Raw genomic sequence first — 20,375 nt, 5'->3', positions numbered from 1 at the left:
CCCTGATGGCTCCGTGCCGGTTTCCTCTCCCGGAGTGCCTCGATGCTCGATGTGATCCTGCGCGCCTACGTGGCGACGATGGACTTCGCGACCAGTCCGTTCGTCCTGGTGGGGCTCGCCTTCCTCGGCGCGTACCTGGGCGTGAAGGCCGTGGAGCGCATCCCGTTCACGCGCCGCATCATCGAGCGCCGCGAGGCTCAGGCGGCGGAGCGAGAGTAGTCCAGGCGAGCCTGGCGGCGCCGGCGAGGGCCGCCCGGACGCCGAGCGTGGTGGGGCGGACCTCGACCGCCTTCACGAACGCGAGTCCCGCCACCTCCGCGATGGCGCGCTCCAGCGGCTCGAACAGGACCTCGCCCGCCCCGGCCACGCCGCCGCCGATGACCACGGTGCTCACCTCGACCGCGGCGGCCATGGACACGATCATCGCGGCCAGCGCGCGGGCGCCGCGTTCGAAGGCGGCGACGGCCGTCGCGTCGCCGTTCCCGGCGTCGGCGGCCAGGTCTTTGGCGTCGGCGCCGGTCCAGCCGTGTTCGCGGGCCCAGCGGACGAGGTTGGGCCCGCTGGCGTAGCGTTCGACGCAGCCTCGGCCGCCGCACTCGCATTCCTCGCCGTACGGGTCCACGGTCATGTGGCCGACATGTCCGGCGTTTCCGGTGGGGCCGAGCAGCGGGACACCGTCGATCACCAGTCCGCCGCCGATGCCGGTGGACACCACCATGCCGAGCAGCGACGCGCTGCCCCGGCCGGCGCCCAGCCAGTGCTCGCCGACCGCGAAGCACTGCGCGTCCCCGGCCAGCACCGTGGGCAGCCCGGTGAGCTCGCCCACCCGGTCGCGCAGCGGGAAGCCGCGCCAGCTCGGCATGTTCACCGGGCTGACCGTGCCCGCGACCGCGTCGAGCGGCCCGGCGCTGCCGATGCCGACCGCCAGCGGCCGGGGGCCGCCCTCCGTGACCTTGCGGACGAGGCCGGCGAGCGCGTCCATCACGTCGTCGCGCGGCGTGGGGACGGTGCCGTCGCGCAGCACCGCCCCCCGGTCGTCGACCAGCGCGGCGGCCAGCTTGGTGCCGCCGATGTCGATCGCGAGAACGCTGCCCATCAGTGCTTGTGATGGTTGTCGGGCTGGCGCGGGTCGCCCGGGTGTTCAAGACCCGGCACGAGCTCCACCCGCTCGGCCCGCAGCCGGTCCAGCCACCGCGCGAACGCTCGCCGCCGGGCGGCCGATTCCAGCCCCCCATCCGGTACGCCCGCCCGGCCGGAGGCGGGAAGGGCGACGGCCACGTGCCAGCCCAGGGCGTCCTCGACCGGCCCGGCCAGGGTTCCGTACGGCTGCCCGCCCAAGGCCTCGGCCACGGCGGCGGGCAGGGTGGCGAGCGCGACCTCCCCCAGGGACTCCAGTTCCTCTGAAGACCAGGCGGCGGGCCGTTCCGCGTAGAGGCGGTGGCGTACCTCGGCGACCTCCGCGGCAGGCGTGGCGGACCGAGCCCGCCAGGCCGTCGGAACCTCCGCCCGGACGTGCTCGAACAGCGCCTTCACCCACGGGCTGCCGTTGTAGGCGGAGGCGTTGATGGAGCCCAGCTCGACCGCGGCCAGCCGGTCCAGGGCGGGACCTTCGACCGGGGGCAACCCCAGCCGCAGCGCCTCGTCCTCGCACAACACCTCGGTCAGGATCACCTGGGTCAGCCAGCGGGCCAACTGCCGGTCCTCGGAGCCGCCCGGCACCGGCAGCGCGGCGCTGAGCGGCCCGTCGCGCAGTTCGGCGACGCGCCGGTCGAGGGGTTCGCGGGGGATCGGCCGGCCGCCGACCCAGCCGATCACCGCGCCCACGCCGGGCGCGGACGGCGCTCCGGTCGCGGGCGGGCGGGTGCGGACGGGCGCCCGCTCGACGCCGTGTCCGTGTTCATGTCCGTGCCCATGTCCGTGGCCATGGCTCATCGGGTCACCTCCAGCCGCACGACCGGCGCGTACTGGCACCGGCCGAACCACATCACCTTCGCGAGAGCCCAAGCATGGCCGGGCGCCGCGTCCTGCGGCACCTCCACGGGGAAGTCCACCTCGACGCTCTGCCCGGCGGGCACGGTGAAGCCGCGGATGACCTGGGGCAGCATCTCCCACGTTCCCCAGGGCGCCGCCAGCTGGGCCTCGCCGCGGATCTCACCGGCGGTGGTGTTGGCCAGCCGTACCGTGACCGTGTCGCGTGCGCCGGGACGGAGGGAGAGCGACTCCGCTGCCATCGTGACCGTCAGGCCGGTGGCGCGGCCCTCGGCGGCCTTGGTGCCCTGGGCGGCGGCCCAGTCGTCCTCGGGCGGCGTCCCGGCGACCGGGAGTTCGGGGGCCTCGCCGAGCGCCACGGTGGCGACGTCCTCGATGAGCTGGCCGTGGGCGAGGGTGCGGGCGGAGACGTAGTGGAGGCCCTGGCCGGGGGCGGGGGTGACGGTGGCGGTGAAGCGCACGTGGCCGTCGGCCTCCAGGCGGAACGGACGGCGCTCGGGAGTCACGGCCCAGCCGTCCGGGACCTGAACGTCCACGACGCCCTCGTGGGCGTGGCGGCCCGCGACGACCACCTCGACCTCGAACGGACCGGTGGGCGTGACCAGGCCGGGGGTGACGGCGACCGACAGCGGCAGGTAGCCGAGCGGGGCGGGACCCTTGTTGTGCAGCCAGTAGCGGCTGTAGACGGGCTGGGCGATCTCGGTGACCGCGCCGGACTCCGCGTCGCCCAGAGGAACGGGCGCGATGAACGTCGCCACCTCGGAGCCCGACAGCTCCAGCGAGGCGCCGGGCACGCGGGAGGATTCCAGCAGGTCGGAGCGGACGAGCCCGTCCAGGGGGAGCACCGGTGAGTCAAGGGAGGCCGTGGAGCCCAGCCCGGTCGACTCCACCAGCCGGATCGTGACGCCGTCCGGCCGGTCGAGCGTGCCGTGGGCGTGCGGGTTCCCGGTGGCCTTGACGGTGCCGAACAGCACGTCGCGGGCGGGCGAGACGCTCAGCAGCGAGTGAGTAGGCGGCAGTGTGCCCTGCCGGGCCTCGACCACCCGGGGGAGCATCGGCGTGACGAACTCCTGCCCGGCCGCCGGCAGGTTCAGCTCCCGCCAGTTGCCCTGCCCGGCCACCAGCGAGTAGTGGAACTCGTGCGTCCAGTGCTGCAGCTGGAACCCCGACCCGTCGGGCGTCGTACGGCGGGGCGGATCCAGCCAGATCCCCGAAGGCCACCCGGTGCACGAGCGCATCAGCGACAGATGCAGCGCCCCGGCAGGATCCACCGCGAACCCGGGCAGCCCGTAGGTGAGCAGCGCCACCGTCCGGTCCTCCAGTTCCTCGGCGCCCGCCGGGCAGACGGCCGTGATCCGCGCGTCGGCCAGGTCGGCCACCAGCTCGCTCACCGGCCCGGCCACGACCAGGGCCGGCAGGGAGCGTACGTCGCGCAGGTCCGCGCTGGGCTGCCACACCTCGGCCAGCGGCTTCTCCGCCGGTACCCAGACCAGCGGGGCGCCGGACTTCAACGCGTCCAGGTAGGCGGGGTCGCTGCGGGACAGCAGCTCGTCGGCCAGCGGGTTGTCCTGCGGGCCGCCGATGATGACGCGGAAGTCGGGCAGGTTCGAGTCGACGTCCAGCCAGCCGTACCTGCTGCCGGAGGCGGTGGAGGTGGTGGCGGTCACGCCCGCGCGGGCGAGCGCCACGACCAGCTCGCGCGCCTTCGGCGCGTCCTCCGGGGACGGGACGACCACTTCGGCGACGCCGAGCGCCCGCGAGCCCGCCTCGCCGAGGTCGACACGGGCCGTCGCGGACAGGCCGAACCAGGTGTTGGCCGGGTTGTCGAGCGTCCAGGGGTGCTCGGCGGTGTCCACGTCGGGCAGCGCGAAGCCGCGGCCGACGACGGCGCCGGCGACGTCGGAGACCGGCAGCGCGCCGGGCACGCCGGCGGGGAAGCTGACCCGCAGGAGCCGGTCGGCGCCGGTGTAGTCGAGGACGCGGGTGCCGAAGTCGATCCGGTCGGAGCCGGTCAGCAGGGTGATCGTCTGCTCGTAGGCGAGCTCGCCGACCCGGCCGGTGACGATCAGCCGCCGGCCCAGCGGGCTGGATTCCGCGCGGACGGTCGCGGCGGTCGTGCCCGATCCGGTGGAGCGCCCGTTGGGCATGAGGTGCCAGGGGCCCTCGCCCATGTCGGGGTGGGCGGGGTATTCCTCGTAGAGGCGCAGTTCGTTGCCGAGCCCGGTGAGGATCTCCCGGCCGTCCGCCTTGTCGTGGACGGAGGTGAGCGTGCCGCCCTGGGCGGGGTCGGCCTGGATCCGCCAGCGCTCGTTCTCGATCGTGGTACCGCTGTCGCCCACCCAGACCCCGCTGTTTCCTGAAACAACCGGATAGGTGCGCCAGCCCATCGACGGCACGTCCCCGGCCAGGAAGGTCGTGGTGCCGTCCTCGGTGACCGAGGGCACGCCCTCGACGGTGAGGCCGGGCGCGAGCCGTACCGACACCAGGCCGTCGCGCGCGAACGACAGCGTGTTCGTCACCACGACGCCGCGGCCGTCGGCGGAGATCTGGCAGGTCAGGGCGTCGAGCGCCTGGTCGCGGGCCTCGGCGGCCAGGTCGTACGCCTCTCGCCAGCCCGTGAGCAGGTCGATGTAGACCTGGTCGGACTCCGAGCCGGTGATCGCGTCGTGGTGGGCTCCGTAGGCGAGCTGCCGCCAGACCTTGTCCAGCGCGGTGTGCGGGTAGCCGCCGTGGCCGAGCAGGGCGGCGAACACCGACAGCCGCTCGGCGTCCAGCGCGGCCACCTCGGCGGCGCGCTGGGCCTGCTTGGTGTCGATGTAGGAGACGTCCTTGCCGGTGTAGACGGGGTTCATGTCCCGGGTCTGCGGGCTGAAGGACGTGATCTCGGCGCGGACGGCGTCCAGGAAGTCGCGCGGCGTGCCGCAGACGAACTTCGGCCACACGTAGTGCTCGGCCCAGGTGCGGTGGATGTCGGTGACCCATTTGTTCGGCGGCGTGTAGTCGGTGCCGACGGGCAGCAGGATGTTCTTCGAGGCGGCGACGGGCTTCAGCGCGCGGTAGAGCTCGAAGACGGCCTGCGTGGCCTCCTCCAGCGAGGGCGAGGAGTCCATCCACCAGCCCGCGGAGTAGTGCGCGGGCATGTAGTGCGTCAGCACGCCCAGCCCCGACGGCGAGATCCACTCGAACTCGCTGGGGAACTGCATCAAGGTGGCGTCGTTCTTGGCCTCCTTGAAGTTCTTGCTGATCGGGCCCCACTGGTGGAACGGGCCGCGGGCCCACGCGCTGCCGGTCAGCCCGGCGGCGGCCAGGTAGCCGGGGAACTGCGGATCGTGCCCGAAGGCGTCGAGCTGCCAGGCGGTGCGCGGGTCGCCGCCGAGGATGTCGCGCTGGTAGCCGACGCCGTAGACGATGTTGCGGATCGTGGTCTCGGCGCCGGTCAGGTTGGTGTTGGGCTCGTTGTAGGTGCCGCCGAGGAGCTCGACCCGCCCGGCGGCCATGAGCGCGCGCAGGTCGTTCCTGCGCTCGGGGTGGGTGTCGAAGAACGGCTTGAGATAGTCCACCTCGGCCAGCACGAACTTGTAGTCAGGATCGCGCAGCGCCAGCTCGATGTGCGCCTCCACCAGCGCGAACGCGTTGCGCTCCCAGAGCGGCCGGGTCGTGGAGTCCCCGGACAGGAACTCCCACGGGCTGGTGTAGGCGGCCTGCGTGTTCCACCAGACCGGGTCGTAGTGGAAGTGCGAGACCAGGAACATCGTCCACCCCGGCTCCTCGGCGGTGAACTCGGCCTCCAGCACCTCCCCGCCCAGGGTGACAACGATGGACACGACCGCCCCGGGAGCCACGGAGACGTCGAGCGGCACCTCCACGACCACCTCGCCGTCGCCGGCGCCCACCCGCGCCGGCCGCGCCTGGGCGACCCCCTCGCCGCGCACCTCCAGCGCCTGCTCCTGCTCGCCCTGAGCGGCTCTGACCTTCAAGATCTGGTACGGCGCGGCCTCCGACCCCACGAACAGATCGGTAGATTCCACGGACAACAGTCGAGCGGGCAAGGCGGACTCCTCGCTGGGGGCGACGCTGACGCCGTCACGATAAGCGCTCGCCGAACCGATGGCAACGTTGTCATCCGATCTTGAATGACAACGATGTCATTATGGCTGGCCAGGCACATCCCCTACCCTTACCCGAAACCGCTGTCCGATCCGAGGTCCCCCGTTGTCAGCACCGCTCCATCGCCGTCCGACCATGAAGGACGTGGCCCAGGCCGCGGGCGTCGCCCTGAAGACCGTCTCGCGCGTCGTCAACGGCGAGTCCACGGTCGCCCCCGACACGCTCGACCGGGTCAGGCAGGCCATCCACGAACTCGGCTACCGCCGCAACGAAGGCGCCCGCCAGCTGCGCCAGGGCCGCTCCCAGGCGATCGCCATGGTCGTGCGCGACATCGCCGACCCGTTCTTCGCCGCCATCGGCCGCGCCGTCGAGACCCGCGCGGAAACCGGCGAACTCGTCGTCATGATCGGCTCCAGCCACGACGAACCCGCCCGCGAACGCGAGGTCGCCCTCGGCTTCTGCGCCCGCCGGCCCAACGCGCTCATCATCGCGCCCATCGCCAAACGGCAGGACTACCTCCTGCCCGAGATGGCCGACGGGCTGCCGGTCTGCGCCGTGGACCGGCCGGCCCAGGGGATCGCCTGCGACGCCGTACTGTCGGACAACACCGGCGGCATCCGCGCGGCCGTCGACCACCTCGCCGCCCACGGCCATCGGCGCATCGGCTACCTCGGCGACGACCCCGCCGTCTTCACCTCCCGCGAGCGGGTGGCCGGCTTCCGCGCCGCCATGGCCGCGCGCGGCCTGCAGGTCAACGAGGACGAGGTACGGCTCGGCGCCCCCACCCCCTCCTCGGTCGGCGCCGCCCTCCGGACCCTGCTCGACCCGTCCGACCCCGTGACCGCGCTGATCACCGCCAACAACCGCCTGACGGTGGAGGCCCTGCGGCAACTGGACCACCTTCAGGACCGGCCGGCCCTGGTGGCCTTCGACGACCTCGAACTCGGCGAACTGCTCCGCCCCGGGCTGACCGTCGTGGCCCAGGACCCGGAGGCCATCGGCAACGCCGTCATGGACCTGCTGTCGTCGCCGCACCCGGAACCCCGCGAGGTCCGCGTCCCCGTGACGCTCATCCCCAGAGGCTCGGCGGAGTTCGCGCCGTGACAGGATGGCGAGCCATGACGGCAGTGAAACTCGACGGCAAGGCCACCGCCGCGAAGATCAAGGCAGACCTGGCGACCAACGTGGCAGCCCTGAAGGACAGGGGCATCACCCCCGGACTCGGCACCGTCCTGGTGGGCGAGGACCCGGGCAGCCAGATCTACGTCGCGGGCAAGCACCGCGACTCCGAGGAGATCGGCATCACCTCGATCCGCGTGGACCTGCCGGCGACGGCCACCCAGGCCGAGGTGGAATCGGCCATCGACGAGCTCAACGCCGCCCCCGAGTGCACCGGCTACATCGTCCAGCTCCCGCTGCCGAAGCACCTGGACACCATGGCGCTGCTGGAGCGCATGGACCCCGCCAAGGACGCCGACGGCCTGCACCCCGTGAACCTGGGGCGCCTGGTCCACATGGTCGACGCGCCGCTGCCCTGCACCCCGCACGGCATCGTGCTGCTTCTGCAGGAGTACGGCATCCCGCTGAAGGGCGCCGACGTCTGCGTGGTGGGCCGCGGCATCACCGTGGGCCGCTCGCTCGGCCTGCTCCTGACCCGCAGGAGCGAGAACGCCACCGTCACCCTGTGCCACACCGGCACCCAGGACCTGGCCGGGCACGTCAGAAGGGCCGACATCGTGGTGGCGGCGGCGGGCGTACCCGGGCTGATCACCGCCGACATGGTGAAGCCGGGCGCGGCCGTACTCGACGTGGGCGTCTCCCGGGTGGACGGCAAGATCGCCGGAGACGTGGCCCCCGACGTCGCCGAGGTGGCCGGCCACCTCACCCCCAACCCCGGCGGCGTGGGCCCCATGACGCGCGCCCTCCTGCTGTCCAACGTCGTGGAATCAGCCGGACGTACGGCGCAGCCGTAGCACGGCCAGGGTCATGAAGACCGCGGTCAGGGCGAGTATCCAGACCGCGGTGACGAGGGCGGCCTCGCCCGCCTCGCGGCCGGAGAACCAGGCGCGGAGCGTGTCGACCATAGCGGTGACCGGGCTGTGGTCGGCGAACGCGCGTACCGGGCCCGGCATCGTGGCGGTGGGGACGAACGCCGAGCTGACGAACGTGAACGGCAGCACCCAGACCAGCCCCATGCCCTGGGCCGCCTCCCCGCTCCTGGCCATCAGCCCGATCCACGCCGCCACCCAGGAGAAGGCGAAGCCGAACGCCAGCAGCAGCCCGAACCCCGCCGCGATCCGGCCGGGCGAGCCGTGGAAGCGGAAGCCCACCAGCAGACCGCAGCCGAGCATGACGGTCAGCGTGATGACGCCGCGCAGCACCTCGGAGGCGATGCGGCCGAGCAGCACCGACGAGCGGGTCATGGGCAGTGACCGGAAGCGGTCCATGACGCCGTTTCGCATGTCCTCGGCCAGGCCGACGGCCACCGCGCCGATCGAGCTGAACAGGATCATCTGCACGAAGACGGCCGGGATGAGCGCCTGCACGTAGTCGCCGCCGGGCACCTCGATCGCGCCGCCGAAGACGTAGGCGAACAGCAGGATGAAGACGACGGGCTGGATCAGCGCGTACATGAGCAGCAGGCCGGGGGCGCGCACGATGCGCCTGGTGTTGCGGCCGGCCATCAGCCAGGCGTCGCGCAGCCACCATCGCGGGCCGGTCAGCCGGTTCACCGGTCTCCTCCGGTGAGGGCGAGGAAGGCGTCGTCGAGGGTGGGGCGGCGCAGGGCCAGGCCGGTGATGGGCACTCCGGCGGCGTCGAGGTCGCGCAGCAGGTCGGGCAGCACGCTCTCGGCCACGGGGACGGTGATGGTCTCGCCCTCCAGGGTGGGGCGGGCGCCGTACCTGCTCATGGCCTCGATCGCGGCCGGGGCCTGGCGGGGGTCGGCGAGGACGACCTCGGCGCGCGCGCCCCCGGCGCGGGCCTTGAGCTGTTCAGGGGTGCCGGTGGCGACGGCCCTGCCCCGGTCGATGACGGTGACGGCGGAGGCCAGGCGGTCGGCCTCCTCCAGGTACTGGGTGGTGAGCAGGATCGTGGTGCCCTGCTCGGGCAGCCGCCGGATGGCCGACCACAGGGTGCGGCGCGAGCGCGGGTCGAGGCCGGTGGTGGGCTCGTCGAGGAAGAGGGCGCGCGGCCGGGTCATCAGGCTGGCGGCCAGGTCGAGGCGGCGGCGCATGCCACCGGAGTAGGTGCCGGCCCGGCGTCCGGCGGCCGCGCCCAGCTCGAAGGCGGTCAGGAGGTCGTCGGCCAGGCGGTGGGCCTCCTTGCGCGACAGGCGGTAGAGACGGCCGACGAGCACGAGGTTCTCGCGCCCGGTGAGCAGATCGTCCACCGCGGTGAACTGCCCGGTCAGCCCGATGAGCGCACGCACCTGGTACGGCTGCGCCGTCACCGACCTGCCGCCCACCTCGGCCCGCCCGGAGTCCGGCCGCAGGAGCGTGGCCAGGATTCTGATCACCGTTGACTTGCCTGCCCCGTTGGGCCCGAGCAGCGCGGTGATCGAGCCCTCCGCCACGTCCAGGTCGAGCCCGTCCAGGGCGACGACGCCCCGGTAGGCCTTGCGGAGGTTCTCCACGAGGATCATGGGGCTCCGTCCCGGCACAGGGCGTCGATGAGCTTGGCCAGCGCCCGCTGCGCGCCGGCCGAGGCGCGCGGCCCGACGGCGGCCAGCGAGGCGACCAGCGCGGCCGCCTCGCCGGGTGTGAAGATCAACGGCGGCAGCACGGAGCGGGCGTCGATGGAGTAGCCCCCTCCGGGTCCGCGCCGGGAGACGACGGGCACCCCGGCCTCCAGGAGGTCGGCGAGGTCGCGCTCGACCGTGCGCGCGCTGACGCCCAGCCGCCCGGCCAGCGACCCGGCGGTGAGGCCCCGGGGCGCGGTGGCCCTGAGCTCCTCGATCAGCCGGTGCTGGCGTTCGACGCGGGGGACCAGCGCGTGGATGCTGATGAGCATGACTCCACGTTAAGGAGCGGTACCCGACAATCCTATGTCGGTCTTCGCTGCTACTAATGGCGGTATGACGCCGATTTCCCTCCGCCAGCTCAACCGGACTCTGCTCGAACGCCACTTCCTGGCCGAGCGCACCGGCAGGTCCGTGATCGACGTCATCCGGCACGTGGTGGTGCTGCAGGGCCAGGAGCCCAACTGGCCGTACGTCGGGCTGTGGTCGCGGGTGGAGGGTTTCCGCCGTGCCGACCTGGAGTCGCTGGTCGCCGGCCGCACGGTGGTGCGCTCGACGATGGTGCGCAGGACCATGCACCTGGCCGACGCCGCCGACTTCGCGTGGTTGCGGCCGAGCGTGCGGCCCATCGTGGAGGTGGCGCTCACGCACCCCTACTACGCCGACGAGATCGCCGGAGTCGACCTGCCCGCGCTGGCCGAGGCGGGCCGGGCGGCGCTGGCCGGGCGCAGCCTCACCCGGGGCGCGCTGGGCGCCCTGCTCGCCGAGCGCTTCCCGGTACCGGTGCCCAGACGGCTGGCCGACGCGGTGGAACTGCTCCTGCCACTGGTGCACACGCCGCCCGCCGCGGCCTGGGGGCGGTGGGGGAACCGGACGGGCATCGAGATGGCGCTGGCCGAGGAGTGGACGGGCCGGCCCATGGAGCCGGGACCGGCGCTGGAGACGCTGGTGCTGCGCTACCTCGCCGCGTACGGCCCGGCCACCGTGATGGACATCCAGGCCTGGGCCGGCGTGACCCGGCTGCGCGAGATCGTGGACCGGCTGCGGCCGAAGCCGGCGGTGTACGAGGGGCCGGGCGGCAAGGAGCTGTTCGACCTGCCCGGCGCCCCGATCGCCGACCCCGACCGGCCCGTGCCGGTACGGTTCCTGCCGGCGTTCGACACCGCCCTGCTCGGCCACCGCGACCGCACCCGGGTGATCAGCGAGGAGCACCGCAAGCGGTTCGCCAAGGGCGCGTCAGGCGGGGTGCCCATGTTCCTGGTGGACGGGTTCGTCCGCGGCACCTGGTCGGTCGCCGGGCAGGACCTGGTCGTGAAGCCGCTGACCCCGCTGTCGGACGAGGAGGACGCCGCCGTGGCCGAGGAGGCGGGGCGCCTGCGCGAGTTCATCCGGGCTCAGTAGTAGCCCTCCACCGGGACGCGGGCCTCGTCGAAGAGCGCCGGGCCGTCCTGGCGCACCTCCGCCGAGGTGACGACCGACTTGAGGCCGTCGAGCTGGGCGCCGGACAGCGCGTAGACGACCCGGCCGAGGCCGGAGCGCTCGATCGCGCCGGCGCACATGCCGCAGGGCTGGCAGCTCGTGTACATCGTGGTGGCCGCCGCGGTGGCCGGGTCGAGCTCGCGCGCCGCCCAGCGGGCGAGCTTGAGCTCCGGGTGCGCGGTGATGTCGCGGTCGGTGATCGTGGTGTTGTGGTCCTCGACCAGGACGCTGCCGTCGGCCGCGGCCAGCAGCGAGCCGAAGGGCGGGTTGCCCGAGGCCCTGCCCTTGGCCGCCAGCGCGATGGCGCGGCGCAGCAGGCTTTCTTCGTCGGGTGTCACAGGTGCTCCCATCGTGCGGAGACGGTGGCCAGGGCCTGCCAGGCCACCTCTGGGTGAAGGGTCTCGTCCGGGTCGCCGTTGAACGGGTCGAGCAGGACGCTCTGGGCGCCGAGCGAGCGCAGTTCTTCCAGGTCGCCGAGGATCTGGCCGATCGTGCCGACGCCCGCCGGGCGGTCCTGGCCGGTCTCGGGGGAGTCGGTCAGCCGCAGGACGATGCGCGGGGCCAGCGCGGGCGCCGGCCGTTCCAGCTCGTCGGCGAGCTCATGCAGCCGCGACAGACGCTCGCGCAACGCGGCCGGGGTGAGGCGCAGCGGGTGCCAGGCCTCGCCGAGCAGCACCGCCCGGCGCAGCGCCGCGTCGGCGCCGCCGCCCACCCAGATGGGGATGTCCCCCTCGCCGTAGTCGCCGGTGTCGGCCCACGCCGAGCGGATGGTCCGCAGATGCTCGTCGGTCAGCTTTCCTCGTGCCTGGTACGGCACGCCGAGCGCCTCGAACTCCTGCCGCGCCCATCCGGCGCCCACACCCAGCACGAACCGCCCGCCGCTGAGCCGGTCGAGATTGGCCGCCATCCGGGCGACCAGCAGCGGATGCCGGTAGGGCACGATGAGCACGGTGGTGCCGAGCCTGACCCGCTCGGTCACCCCGGCCAGCCAGGACAGCGTGGTGAAGGGCTCGTAGAAGGGCGCGGGATACTGCGCGGCCACGTCGGGCGTGATGGCCACGTGGTCGGAGACCATGAGCAGCCCGTATCCGAGCCCCTCGACGGTCTGCGCCCATCGCCGGAGAGTGCCAGGGTCGGTGCCGGGCCCGAAGTTGGGTACGTTGACGCCAAGTTCCACGTGATCAGGCTATCCACGGGCGGCCTGGAGCCGGAAGGCCGACCCAACGGCATACGCGGGCGATCACCGGGAATCCGCCGGTATTTTGGACCCATGGCCGTGAATCTCGACGCCACCGACTGGGCGATCCTGGCCGAGCTCCAGCGCGACGGGCGCATCCCCCTGTCCGAGCTGGGGCGCCGGGTCAGCCTGAGCGCCTCGGCCACCACCGAACGGGTCCGGCGCCTGGAGTCGACCGGCGTGATCACCGGCTACTCCGCCGCGGTCGACCTCGCGGCGGTCGGCTACGCGGTGCTCGCCATCGTGCGCCTGAAGTACCCGGGCAGCCGCCACGAGCCACTGCACCGGCTGCTCGGTCAGCGCCCGGAGATCCTGGAGTGCCTGCGCACCACGGGCGACGACTGCTATGTGATGAAGGTCGCCGCCTCCTCGATGGCGCACCTGGAAGAGATCGTCAACGACCTGGCCGAGTTCGGCAGCGCCAACACCAACCTCGTCTACAGTCAGACCCTGCCCTACCGGGGCCCCAACCCCCGGCGTTAGCGGCCCTGATAGCGGTCGGTGGCCTCCCTCGTGGCGCGGATGGCGGCGTCGGCGGTCTCGTAGGTGCGCTGGGCAAGGCCGACGAAGATGCAGTCCACGATGAGCAGCTGGCTGATCCGGCTGGCCAGCGCGCCCGGCCGGAACGCGGTCTCGCGACCGGCCGAGACCAGCGTGTGGTCGGCCATGTGCGCCAGGGACGAGCGCGGGTTGTTGGTGATGGCCACGAGCGTGGCCCCGGCGTCCTTCCCGGTCTTAGCCGGGACGAGCACGTCCGGGGTCTCGCCGCTGCAGCTGATCGCCACCACCACATCGTTCTCGCGCAGCAGGGCCGCGCTGGTCAGCGCCAGGTGGGCGTCGCAGAACGGGTGGGTGGACAGGCCTATGCGCAGGAGTTTCTGCGACATGTCGGTGGCGACCAGGCCGGAGGCGGCCACGCCGTACACGTCCACGCGGCGTGCCCTGACGATGGCCGCCACGACCTCGTCGAGCTGGTCGGGGTCGAGCTGGGCGGCGGTGTCGGCCAGCGCCTCGTACTCGGCCCTGGCCACCTTGGCGATCACGTCGGTGAGCGGGTCGTCGGGGCCCAGGTCGCCGGGCACCAGCCGTTCGGGCTCCTTGGCCACCGCGGCGGCCAGCGCGAAGCGCATCTGCGAGTATCCGGCGAAGCCGAGCGCGCGGGCGGTGCGCACGATCGTCGCCTCGCTGGTGCCGGAGACGGCGCTGAACTCCGTGATCGTGCTCCTGACGACCAGGCCCGGATCGTCGAGGATGATCCGGGCGATGGCCTGCGCGGCGGGAGTCAGCGACGGCAGTACGGCCCGCACCGCCGCCACCGGGTTGGCCGGCTCGCTCACGTGGTGAGCCATTCCGCCGCGGCCTCGGCCGAGACGCGCGAGAGCCCGTTGGTCGCGACGAACGCGGCGCCCGCCGGTTCGCCGGGAATGCCGGTGTCCACGACGACCGCGTCCGGGCGCGCCCGCACGGCCTGCGCGATCCGCTCCCTGACCCAGTCGTGCCGCGCCGAGTCGTGCACCACGAGCACCACGGGCCGCTCGTCGAAGGCGGGCAGTTCGCCCTCGGCGGCCATCACGACCCGCTCGGTGCCGGGCAGCCGGGCGGCCAGCGCCGCGGTCAGGCCGGTCGGCGTCGAGGGGTCGACGGCCTGGTTGAGCCGCGTGTTGACCTCGACGACGAGCGGCGCCCCCGCCAGCGTGGCGGCGCCGGTGACGATCAGCGCCGCCCTGGCCGCCTCCAGGCCCACGCCGGGGTCCTCGGCGGCCGAACGGTCCTGCTTGCCGTACCACTCGGCGATCGCGCGCACCCGCGCGGCTGCTTCCGCCAGTCGCGACTCGGCCAGCTCGCCGGAGCGCACGGCGGCCGCGATCGCGTCCCGCAGTTCGTGCAGGCCCCGCTCGGTGGTGATGCCGACGCAGATGGCGTCCACGCCCGCGGCGAGCGCGCGCACGGCGATCTCGCCGGGCGTGTACCGGGCCGCGACGGCCTTCATCTCGATCGCGTCGGTGACGAGCATGCCGTCGAAGCCGAGCTCCTCACGCAGCAACCCCGTCAGCACGGTACGGCTCAGCGTCGCGGGCAGCGACGGGTCCAGGGCGGGCACCAGCAGGTGGCCGCACATGACCGAGCGCACCCCGGCGGCGATCGCCGCGCGGAACGGCGGCAGGTCGCGCTCCCACAGCTCCTCCACGGAGGCGTGCACGGTGGGCAGCGCCAGGTGGGAGTCGGTGATGGTGTCGCCGTGGCCGGGGAAGTGCTTGGCGCAGGCGGCCACCCCGGCGCTCTGGAGACCGCGGATGTAGGCGACGGCGTGCCTGGACACCAGGTCGGGGGCAGGGCCGAAGGAGCGGACGCCGATGACCGGGTTGGCGGGGTTGGCGTTGACGTCGACGGAGGGCGCGTAGTCGAGGGTGACGTCGGCCTCGGCCAGCATGCGGCCGATCTGCCTGCCGACCCGCTCGGTGAGCGCCTCGTCGTCGGCCACGCCGAGCGCGCGGTTGCCGGGGAAGGAGCTGCCCGACCGGGCCTCGAAGCGGGTGACGACGCCGCCTTCCTCGTCGACGGCGATCACGGTGTCGGGGTTCTCGGCGCGGATCTGGGGGATGAGGCGTTCGCTCGGGAGGTTGCGGGCGAACAGTACGGCGCCCCCCAATCCCTCGCCGAGCGCCCTGCGCAGCCAGTCGGGGGCGGTGGTCCCCTCGAAGCCAGGCTGGAGCACGGCCATGGCGAGTCGGTGGAGGTCAGGCGACATACGGCATTTTCCTTCACAATCGTTGATCTGAAGGTAATTTTCTGTCATCGTCGCCCCAGACACAACCACTTCCCGAGAGGCCACCCCCCCAATGCCCAGCAGACGGACCGTTTTCAAGGGTCTCGCCCTCGCCGCCGCAGCCTCCGTCGTCCCCCTGCCCGCCTTCGCCGCCGCCGACTATGTGCCGCCGTTGCGTCAGATGCGCGGCATGTGGATCGCCTCCGTGGTCAACATCAACTGGCCCTCGAAGAAGGGGCTGTCGGTCGAGGAGCAGAAGGCCGAGTACCTGGCCTGGCTCGACCTGGCCGTCGAGCGCAAGCTCAACTCGGTGTTCGTGCAGATCCGGCCCACGGCGGACGCGTTCTGGCCGTCGCCGTTCGAGCCGTGGTCGGAGTGGATCACCGGGGTTCAGGGGCAGGACCCGGGTTACGACCCGCTCGGCTTCGCCGTCGAGGAGACCCACAAGCGCGGCCTGGCCTTCCACGCGTGGTTCAACCCCTACCGGGTCTCGATGCAGCCCGACCCGGCCAAGCTCCACCCCGACCACCCCGGCCGCAAGAACCCCGACTGGATCCTGCCGTTCGGCGGCAAGCTCTACTACAACCCGGGCATGCCCGAGGTCCGCAAGTTCTGCCAGGACGCGATGCTCGACGCGATCACCCGCTACGACATCGACGGCCTGCACTTCGACGACTACTTCTACCCGACCAACACCGCGGCCTTCGACGACAGCGCCGCCTTCGCCAAGTACGGGGCGGGCTACCCCGACCTGGCCGCCTGGCGGCGCAACAACGTCGACCTCATGGTCTCGGAGATGCAGCAGCGCGTACGGCAGGCCAAGCCCGAGGTCTCCTGGGGCATCAGCCCGTCGGGCATCTGGCGCAACAAGGCCAGCGACCCGCTCGGCTCCGACACCGCCGGCGGCCAGTCCTACGACGGCCTGCACGCCGACACCCGCGGATGGGTGAAGAAGGGCTGGCTCGACTACATCGCGCCGCAGCTCTACTGGTACATCGGCCAGCCGCCCGCCGACTACGCCAAGCTCGTGCCCTGGTGGTCGGACGTGGCCAAGGGCACCGGCACCATGCTGTGGATCGGCCAGGCCGCGTACAAGGCGGGCGACCCCGCCCAGGCGCCGCAGTGGCAGGAGACGGGCGAGCTGTCCAAGCACCTCACGCTCAACCGCAACCACCCGGAGATCACCGGCGACATCTGGTTCAGCGCCGGCGACGTCCGGGCGGACCGCCTCAAGTCCGTCACCACCGCGGTCAACGACCACCATCAGCGGCCCGCGCTGGCGCCGCTGCTGCCGCGCCTGGCCGGCGGGCGCGCGCCCGGTCGTCCGGTGCTCGCGCTGGCCCGCAAGGTCGGGGACGGGGTCGAGGTCAAGATGGTGGCGACCGGGCGCGAGGAGCCGTTCCAGTTCGCGGTCTTCCGCTCCGCCACCCGGCTCACCTCCTTCGAGGACGCGCGCAACCTGGTGGCCGTGGTGCCCGGCGACCGGATCGTGCGCTGGACCGACCCGGACGGCAAGCGGGGCGACTACTACTACGTGGTGGCGGTGGACCGGGTGAGCAGGACGTCCCGGCCCAGCAACCCCTTCCGCGTGGTGTTTTAGGGAGATTTATGCGGGTTCTTGGGTTGATGTCGGGGACCTCCCACGACGGGATCGACAGCGCCATCGTCGACTGGTCGATGGAGGACGGCCTGCTCTCGGGGACGATCCTCGCCACCGGCGAGCGGCCCTACCCCGGCGGCCTGAGAGCCCGCATCGTCGCCGCCCTCCCGCCCGGCGACGTGAGCATGGGTGAGGTCTGCGCGCTGGACACGCTGATCGGCCAGGAGTTCGCCGAGGCCGCCCGTGACGCCGGGCCCGCCGACCTGATCTGCTCGCACGGGCAGACGTTCTTCCACTGGGTCTCCGGCGGGCAGGTCCTGGGCACGCTCCAGCTCGGCCAGCCCGCCTGGATCGCCGAGCGCACCGGGCTGCCGGTCGTCTCCGACGTACGCGTGCGTGACGTGACCGCCGGCGGGCAGGGCGCGCCGCTGGTGTCCTACCTCGACCTGCTCATGCTCAACGGGGTCGAGGGCCGCTCGGGGGCGCTCAATCTCGGCGGCATCGCCAACCTGACCGTGGCCGGGGCGGCCATCGCCTACGACACCGGGCCGGCGGGCGCGCTGATCGACGCCGCGGCGCCGCCGTACGACAAGGACGGGGTGCTCGGCGCCGCGGGGACGGTGGACGAGAGCCTGCTGGAGGCGCTGCTCGCCGAGCCGTACTACCGCGAGGCGGCGCCCAAGACGACGGGCAAGGAGCTGTTCACGCCCGGGTACGTGCGGCGGGCGCTGGCGGGGCGCGCGGAGATCGCGCGGCCCGACCTCGTGGCCACGCTGACCGCGCTCACGGCCGAGACCGTGGCCGCCGAGATCCGGCGGCACGAACTCGACACCGTCGTCGTCTCCGGCGGCGGCGTGCGCAACCCCACGCTCATGGGCATGCTGCGCGCACGCACGACGGCCCGCCTCGTACCCAGCGACGAGCTGGGCGTGCCCTCGGACGCGAAGGAGGCCATCGCCTTCTCGCTGTTCGGCTGGCTGACCGCGCACGGTCTGCCGGCCACCGTGCCCAGCTGCACAGGTGCAGCCGGGCCACGCGTCCTGGGCACGATAACGCCGGGCTCCGGGCCACTCGTGCTGCCGGAACCCCTCGCCGAAGCCCCGGTAGCGATCCGATTCCTATGAAGCCCTGCGCCCCGCCGCCGATGGTTGCTCGGTGGGGGAGCCTGACCGCTGTGGCGGCACCACGGGGGTGGGGCGGACCAGACCCAGCGCGACGACCTCGTTGGCCAGCCGCGTGCGCCGGTTGGTGCCCTCAGGGATCCTGAACTTCTGGTACAGCCGCAGCAGGTGCTGCTTGACCGCGGCTTCGGTCACCACCAGGTCGTCGGCGATCTCCCTTGCGGTCGCCGGTGCGACGAACGCCTCGTCCGACAGCGCGGGGCGGCACAGGGAGGTCAGCACGTCGACCTCTCTGCGGGTCAGCTCGGGGGCCGCCGCCCTTCTCAGCTCCACCTCGGGGGTGAAGTCCTCGCGCGGAACCCCGCCGATCCGGCCACGCGCGGCGCCGAAGGAGACGACGTCGCCGTCGTCGAGAACCCTCCGGGCGATCGGCCTGCCGTTCACCCGCGTGCCGTTGCGGGACAGTCCCAGGTCAACGACGTACAGGTAGGGTCCTCTCCGGACGAATTCGGCATGGAGCCGAGACACGCTGGGATCGGTGAGTCGGATGTCGACACCGCGACCTCTGCCGACCGTCGTGATCTCGGGGCGCAACGGGACGACCTCGCCAGTGTCCTCGATGCGTATGAACGGCCCCTCCACGGCAGTTCCCTTCCGTTAGCGGACGCAGCGTGAGACGGCGGCAGTTCCTCCTCGGGTAGCCCGCCGTAACTATTACTACAGCTCCGGCTTACCCAAACGAGGGGATGCGGAATCGCCTTTGCCATAAGGAGAATCCAGCGTGAAATTGGTCTGGACCTTTGCGGACGGTTTTGCCTGCTCACGGGTAGACTTCCAGGCACGATAAGCGGAGGAAACACTCGTGGCGGGACATCTGCCACGAAGAGCGGATAACTCCGCCACAACCGCGAGCGGAGCGAGCCAAGGAGCACGATGGACAAGCCCACCAAAGGCCTGGCCGACGTCGTAGCCGCGTCCACAGCGCTCAGCGACATCGACGGGAAGGCCGGCCGTCTGTTCTATCGGGGATACGACATCCACGATCTGGCCGGCCGAGCGACGTTCGAAGAGACCGCCCATCTGCTCCAGCGCGGTACGCTCCCCGACCGTGCCGAGCTCCAGGCCTACGGTGACGAGCTCGTCGCCGGGCGCGAACTGGGCCCGCTGGTCTCCGCCAACGTCGCGGAGATCGCCGAGAAGCAGAAGCCCATGGAGGCGTTGCGCTCGCTGGTCTCGCTGGCCAGCGCCGACGACCCCGACCGCGACTCCATCGAGCCGGAAGCCGACCTGCGCAAGGCCGCCCGGCTGACCGCCCAGCAGCCGCTGCTGGTCGCCCGCTACCACGCCGCCCGCTCGGGCAAGGGTGTCCCGGAGAGCGACCCGGCCCTGAGCATCGCCGGCAACTTCCTGCTCCAGGTGACCGGCCGTACCCCTTCCCCGCGCGAGGCGGAGATCTTCGACGCCTGCCTGGTGCTGCACGCCGACCACACGATGAACGCCTCGACGTTCGCCGCCCGCGTCTGCGCCGCGACGCTGTCGGACATGCACTCGGCCATCGTGGCCGCGATCGGCACGCTGAAGGGCCCGCTGCACGGCGGCGCCAACGAGCAGGTCATGAAGACGCTGGAGTCGATCTCGCCCGACGGCGTGGCCCAGACCGTACGCGACAAGCTGGGCGCCGGCGAGAAGATCATGGGCTTCGGCCACCGCGTCTACAAGACCGAGGACCCGCGCGCCACGCACCTGCGCCGGATGTCGGAGGAACTGTCCGGCGACGAGCCGAAGTTCTACCGGATGTCCAAGGAGATGGAAGAGGTCGTCTTCGAGACCAAGGGCCTCTACCCCAACGTCGACTTCTACGCCGCCTCGGTGTACCACTACCTGGGCATCCCGACCGATCTGTTCACGCCGGTCTTCTCCATCAGCCGCATGTCCGGCTGGACCGCCCACGTGATCGAGCAACACGCGGACAACCGGCTCATCCGGCCCGATAGTGAGTACATCGGGGAACGCGACCAGAAGTGGAAGCCGATTGACGAACGATGATCAGAAGTGGGGGCCGTTTCCGCTGATCCTGGCGGGAGCGGCTCTTGCCATGCTCACGATCTTCTTCGTGGACGGCGAGTGGGGCGCGTTCGCGCTCGGCGCCGTGCTGATGGTCGCCGCCGCCCTGCGCTTCGCCGGGTACGGCGGGCTCATGGCCGTCCGGACGAGGAAGACCGACATGGTGGTCTACGGGGGATTCGGCGTGGGCCTGGTGGCCGTCGGCATGTTCCTGGAATACGGCAGTGTGCTCAAGCCCGCCGTGCTCCAGCTCCTCGGGGGAGGATGACAAA

20 protein-coding genes are annotated in these 20,375 nt (G+C 72.3%); 9 read left to right on the top strand and 11 right to left on the bottom strand.

Annotation, left to right across the window (positions count from 1 at the left end; genetic code table 11):
- Positions 1 to 42: 42 nt before the first annotated feature.
- Positions 43 to 219 (top strand): hypothetical protein, encoded by a 177-nt coding sequence (locus ACIBI5_RS44855; RefSeq protein ID WP_397093627.1) that lies wholly within the window; start codon positions 43 to 45, stop codon positions 217 to 219.
- Here the strand turns inward: ACIBI5_RS44855 and ACIBI5_RS44850 are convergent.
- From ACIBI5_RS44850 to ACIBI5_RS44840, 3 genes are read right to left on the bottom strand one after another with little or no spacing between them, the layout of a single operon-like run.
- Positions 179 to 1,096, bottom strand: coding sequence for an ROK family protein (locus tag ACIBI5_RS44850; RefSeq protein WP_397256511.1), 918 nt, complete (start codon positions 1,094 to 1,096; stop codon positions 179 to 181). The two genes, ACIBI5_RS44855 and ACIBI5_RS44850, sit on opposite strands and share 41 nt — an antisense overlap.
- A complete protein-coding gene (locus tag ACIBI5_RS44845; RefSeq protein ID WP_397256509.1) occupies positions 1,096 to 1,932 on the bottom strand; it encodes a hypothetical protein in 837 nt (278 codons plus the stop codon). Before ACIBI5_RS44845 ends, ACIBI5_RS44850 begins: the two co-directional genes overlap by 1 nt.
- A complete protein-coding gene (locus ACIBI5_RS44840) occupies positions 1,929 to 6,017 on the bottom strand; it encodes a glycoside hydrolase family 38 C-terminal domain-containing protein (RefSeq protein ID WP_397256508.1) in 4,089 nt (1,362 codons plus the stop codon). The genes ACIBI5_RS44845 and ACIBI5_RS44840 overlap by 4 nt, the downstream gene beginning before the upstream one ends.
- Positions 6,018 to 6,231: 214 nt before the next feature.
- Here ACIBI5_RS44840 and ACIBI5_RS44835 point away from each other — a divergent pair, with 214 nt between their 5' ends.
- Both ACIBI5_RS44835 and ACIBI5_RS44830 read left to right on the top strand, forming a co-directional pair.
- Positions 6,232 to 7,200, top strand: a complete 969-nt coding sequence (locus tag ACIBI5_RS44835) for a LacI family DNA-binding transcriptional regulator (RefSeq protein WP_397256506.1) — start codon at positions 6,232 to 6,234, stop codon at positions 7,198 to 7,200.
- A gap of 14 nt (positions 7,201 to 7,214) precedes the next feature.
- Complete coding sequence (locus ACIBI5_RS44830; RefSeq protein WP_397256504.1) at positions 7,215 to 8,069, top strand: bifunctional methylenetetrahydrofolate dehydrogenase/methenyltetrahydrofolate cyclohydrolase; 855 nt, start codon at positions 7,215 to 7,217, stop codon at positions 8,067 to 8,069.
- On the opposite strand, the gene ACIBI5_RS44825 is transcribed toward ACIBI5_RS44830, so the two are convergent.
- From ACIBI5_RS44825 to ACIBI5_RS44815, 3 genes are read right to left on the bottom strand one after another with little or no spacing between them, the layout of a single operon-like run.
- Positions 8,043 to 8,828, bottom strand: a complete 786-nt coding sequence (locus tag ACIBI5_RS44825) for an ABC transporter permease (RefSeq protein WP_397256502.1) — start codon at positions 8,826 to 8,828, stop codon at positions 8,043 to 8,045. The two genes, ACIBI5_RS44830 and ACIBI5_RS44825, sit on opposite strands and share 27 nt — an antisense overlap.
- Complete coding sequence (locus tag ACIBI5_RS44820) at positions 8,825 to 9,739, bottom strand: ATP-binding cassette domain-containing protein (protein ID WP_397256500.1); 915 nt, start codon at positions 9,737 to 9,739, stop codon at positions 8,825 to 8,827. Before ACIBI5_RS44820 ends, ACIBI5_RS44825 begins: the two co-directional genes overlap by 4 nt.
- Positions 9,736 to 10,107, bottom strand: a complete 372-nt coding sequence (locus ACIBI5_RS44815) for a helix-turn-helix transcriptional regulator (RefSeq protein ID WP_397256498.1) — start codon at positions 10,105 to 10,107, stop codon at positions 9,736 to 9,738. Before ACIBI5_RS44815 ends, ACIBI5_RS44820 begins: the two co-directional genes overlap by 4 nt.
- A gap of 64 nt (positions 10,108 to 10,171) precedes the next feature.
- Between ACIBI5_RS44815 and ACIBI5_RS44810 the strand changes: the two genes are divergently transcribed.
- On the top strand, positions 10,172 to 11,236 hold the full coding sequence (locus ACIBI5_RS44810; RefSeq protein WP_397256496.1) for a winged helix DNA-binding domain-containing protein: 1,065 nt from the start codon (positions 10,172 to 10,174) through the stop codon (positions 11,234 to 11,236).
- On the opposite strand, the gene ACIBI5_RS44805 is transcribed toward ACIBI5_RS44810, so the two are convergent.
- On the bottom strand, positions 11,230 to 11,652 hold the full coding sequence (locus ACIBI5_RS44805) for a nucleoside deaminase (protein WP_397256495.1): 423 nt from the start codon (positions 11,650 to 11,652) through the stop codon (positions 11,230 to 11,232). The two genes, ACIBI5_RS44810 and ACIBI5_RS44805, sit on opposite strands and share 7 nt — an antisense overlap.
- On the bottom strand, positions 11,649 to 12,491 hold the full coding sequence (locus ACIBI5_RS44800; RefSeq protein WP_397256493.1) for an LLM class flavin-dependent oxidoreductase: 843 nt from the start codon (positions 12,489 to 12,491) through the stop codon (positions 11,649 to 11,651). Before ACIBI5_RS44800 ends, ACIBI5_RS44805 begins: the two co-directional genes overlap by 4 nt.
- Positions 12,492 to 12,584: 93 nt before the next feature.
- On the opposite strand from ACIBI5_RS44800, the gene ACIBI5_RS44795 reads away from it, so the two are divergent.
- Complete coding sequence (locus ACIBI5_RS44795) at positions 12,585 to 13,034, top strand: Lrp/AsnC family transcriptional regulator (RefSeq protein WP_379610072.1); 450 nt, start codon at positions 12,585 to 12,587, stop codon at positions 13,032 to 13,034.
- On the opposite strand, the gene ACIBI5_RS44790 is transcribed toward ACIBI5_RS44795, so the two are convergent.
- A complete protein-coding gene (locus tag ACIBI5_RS44790; RefSeq protein WP_397256490.1) occupies positions 13,031 to 13,888 on the bottom strand; it encodes a MurR/RpiR family transcriptional regulator in 858 nt (285 codons plus the stop codon). The genes ACIBI5_RS44795 and ACIBI5_RS44790 overlap by 4 nt on opposite strands.
- Positions 13,885 to 15,300 carry a glycoside hydrolase family 3 protein gene (locus tag ACIBI5_RS44785; RefSeq protein ID WP_397256488.1) on the bottom strand — a complete coding sequence of 472 codons (1,416 nt, stop codon included), beginning with the start codon at positions 15,298 to 15,300 and terminating at the stop codon, positions 13,885 to 13,887. The genes ACIBI5_RS44790 and ACIBI5_RS44785 overlap by 4 nt, the downstream gene beginning before the upstream one ends.
- Positions 15,301 to 15,391: 91 nt before the next feature.
- On the opposite strand from ACIBI5_RS44785, the gene ACIBI5_RS44780 reads away from it, so the two are divergent.
- Both ACIBI5_RS44780 and ACIBI5_RS44775 read left to right on the top strand, forming a co-directional pair.
- Positions 15,392 to 16,918: a glycoside hydrolase family 10 protein gene (locus ACIBI5_RS44780; protein ID WP_397256486.1), complete on the top strand. Its 1,527-nt coding sequence runs from the start codon at positions 15,392 to 15,394 to the stop codon at positions 16,916 to 16,918.
- 8 nt (positions 16,919 to 16,926) lie between these two features.
- A complete protein-coding gene (locus ACIBI5_RS44775) occupies positions 16,927 to 18,042 on the top strand; it encodes an anhydro-N-acetylmuramic acid kinase (protein ID WP_397256484.1) in 1,116 nt (371 codons plus the stop codon).
- Here ACIBI5_RS44775 and ACIBI5_RS44770 read toward each other — a convergent pair.
- Positions 18,037 to 18,681: an FHA domain-containing protein gene (locus ACIBI5_RS44770; RefSeq protein ID WP_184957917.1), complete on the bottom strand. Its 645-nt coding sequence runs from the start codon at positions 18,679 to 18,681 to the stop codon at positions 18,037 to 18,039. The genes ACIBI5_RS44775 and ACIBI5_RS44770 overlap by 6 nt on opposite strands.
- 291 nt (positions 18,682 to 18,972) lie before the next feature.
- Between ACIBI5_RS44770 and ACIBI5_RS44765 the strand changes: the two genes are divergently transcribed.
- Positions 18,973 to 20,085: a citrate/2-methylcitrate synthase gene (locus ACIBI5_RS44765; protein ID WP_397256482.1), complete on the top strand. Its 1,113-nt coding sequence runs from the start codon at positions 18,973 to 18,975 to the stop codon at positions 20,083 to 20,085.
- Positions 20,072 to 20,371, top strand: coding sequence for a DUF3017 domain-containing protein (locus tag ACIBI5_RS44760; protein ID WP_397256480.1), 300 nt, complete (start codon positions 20,072 to 20,074; stop codon positions 20,369 to 20,371). The genes ACIBI5_RS44765 and ACIBI5_RS44760 overlap by 14 nt, the downstream gene beginning before the upstream one ends.
- Positions 20,372 to 20,375 lie beyond the last annotated feature (4 nt).

This window comes from Nonomuraea sp. NPDC050540 (assembly GCF_044457485.1).
In the GTDB taxonomy this organism is placed as follows: Bacteria; Actinomycetota; Actinomycetes; order Streptosporangiales; family Streptosporangiaceae; genus Nonomuraea.
This window is presented reverse-complemented; position numbering and strand designations above follow the sequence as displayed.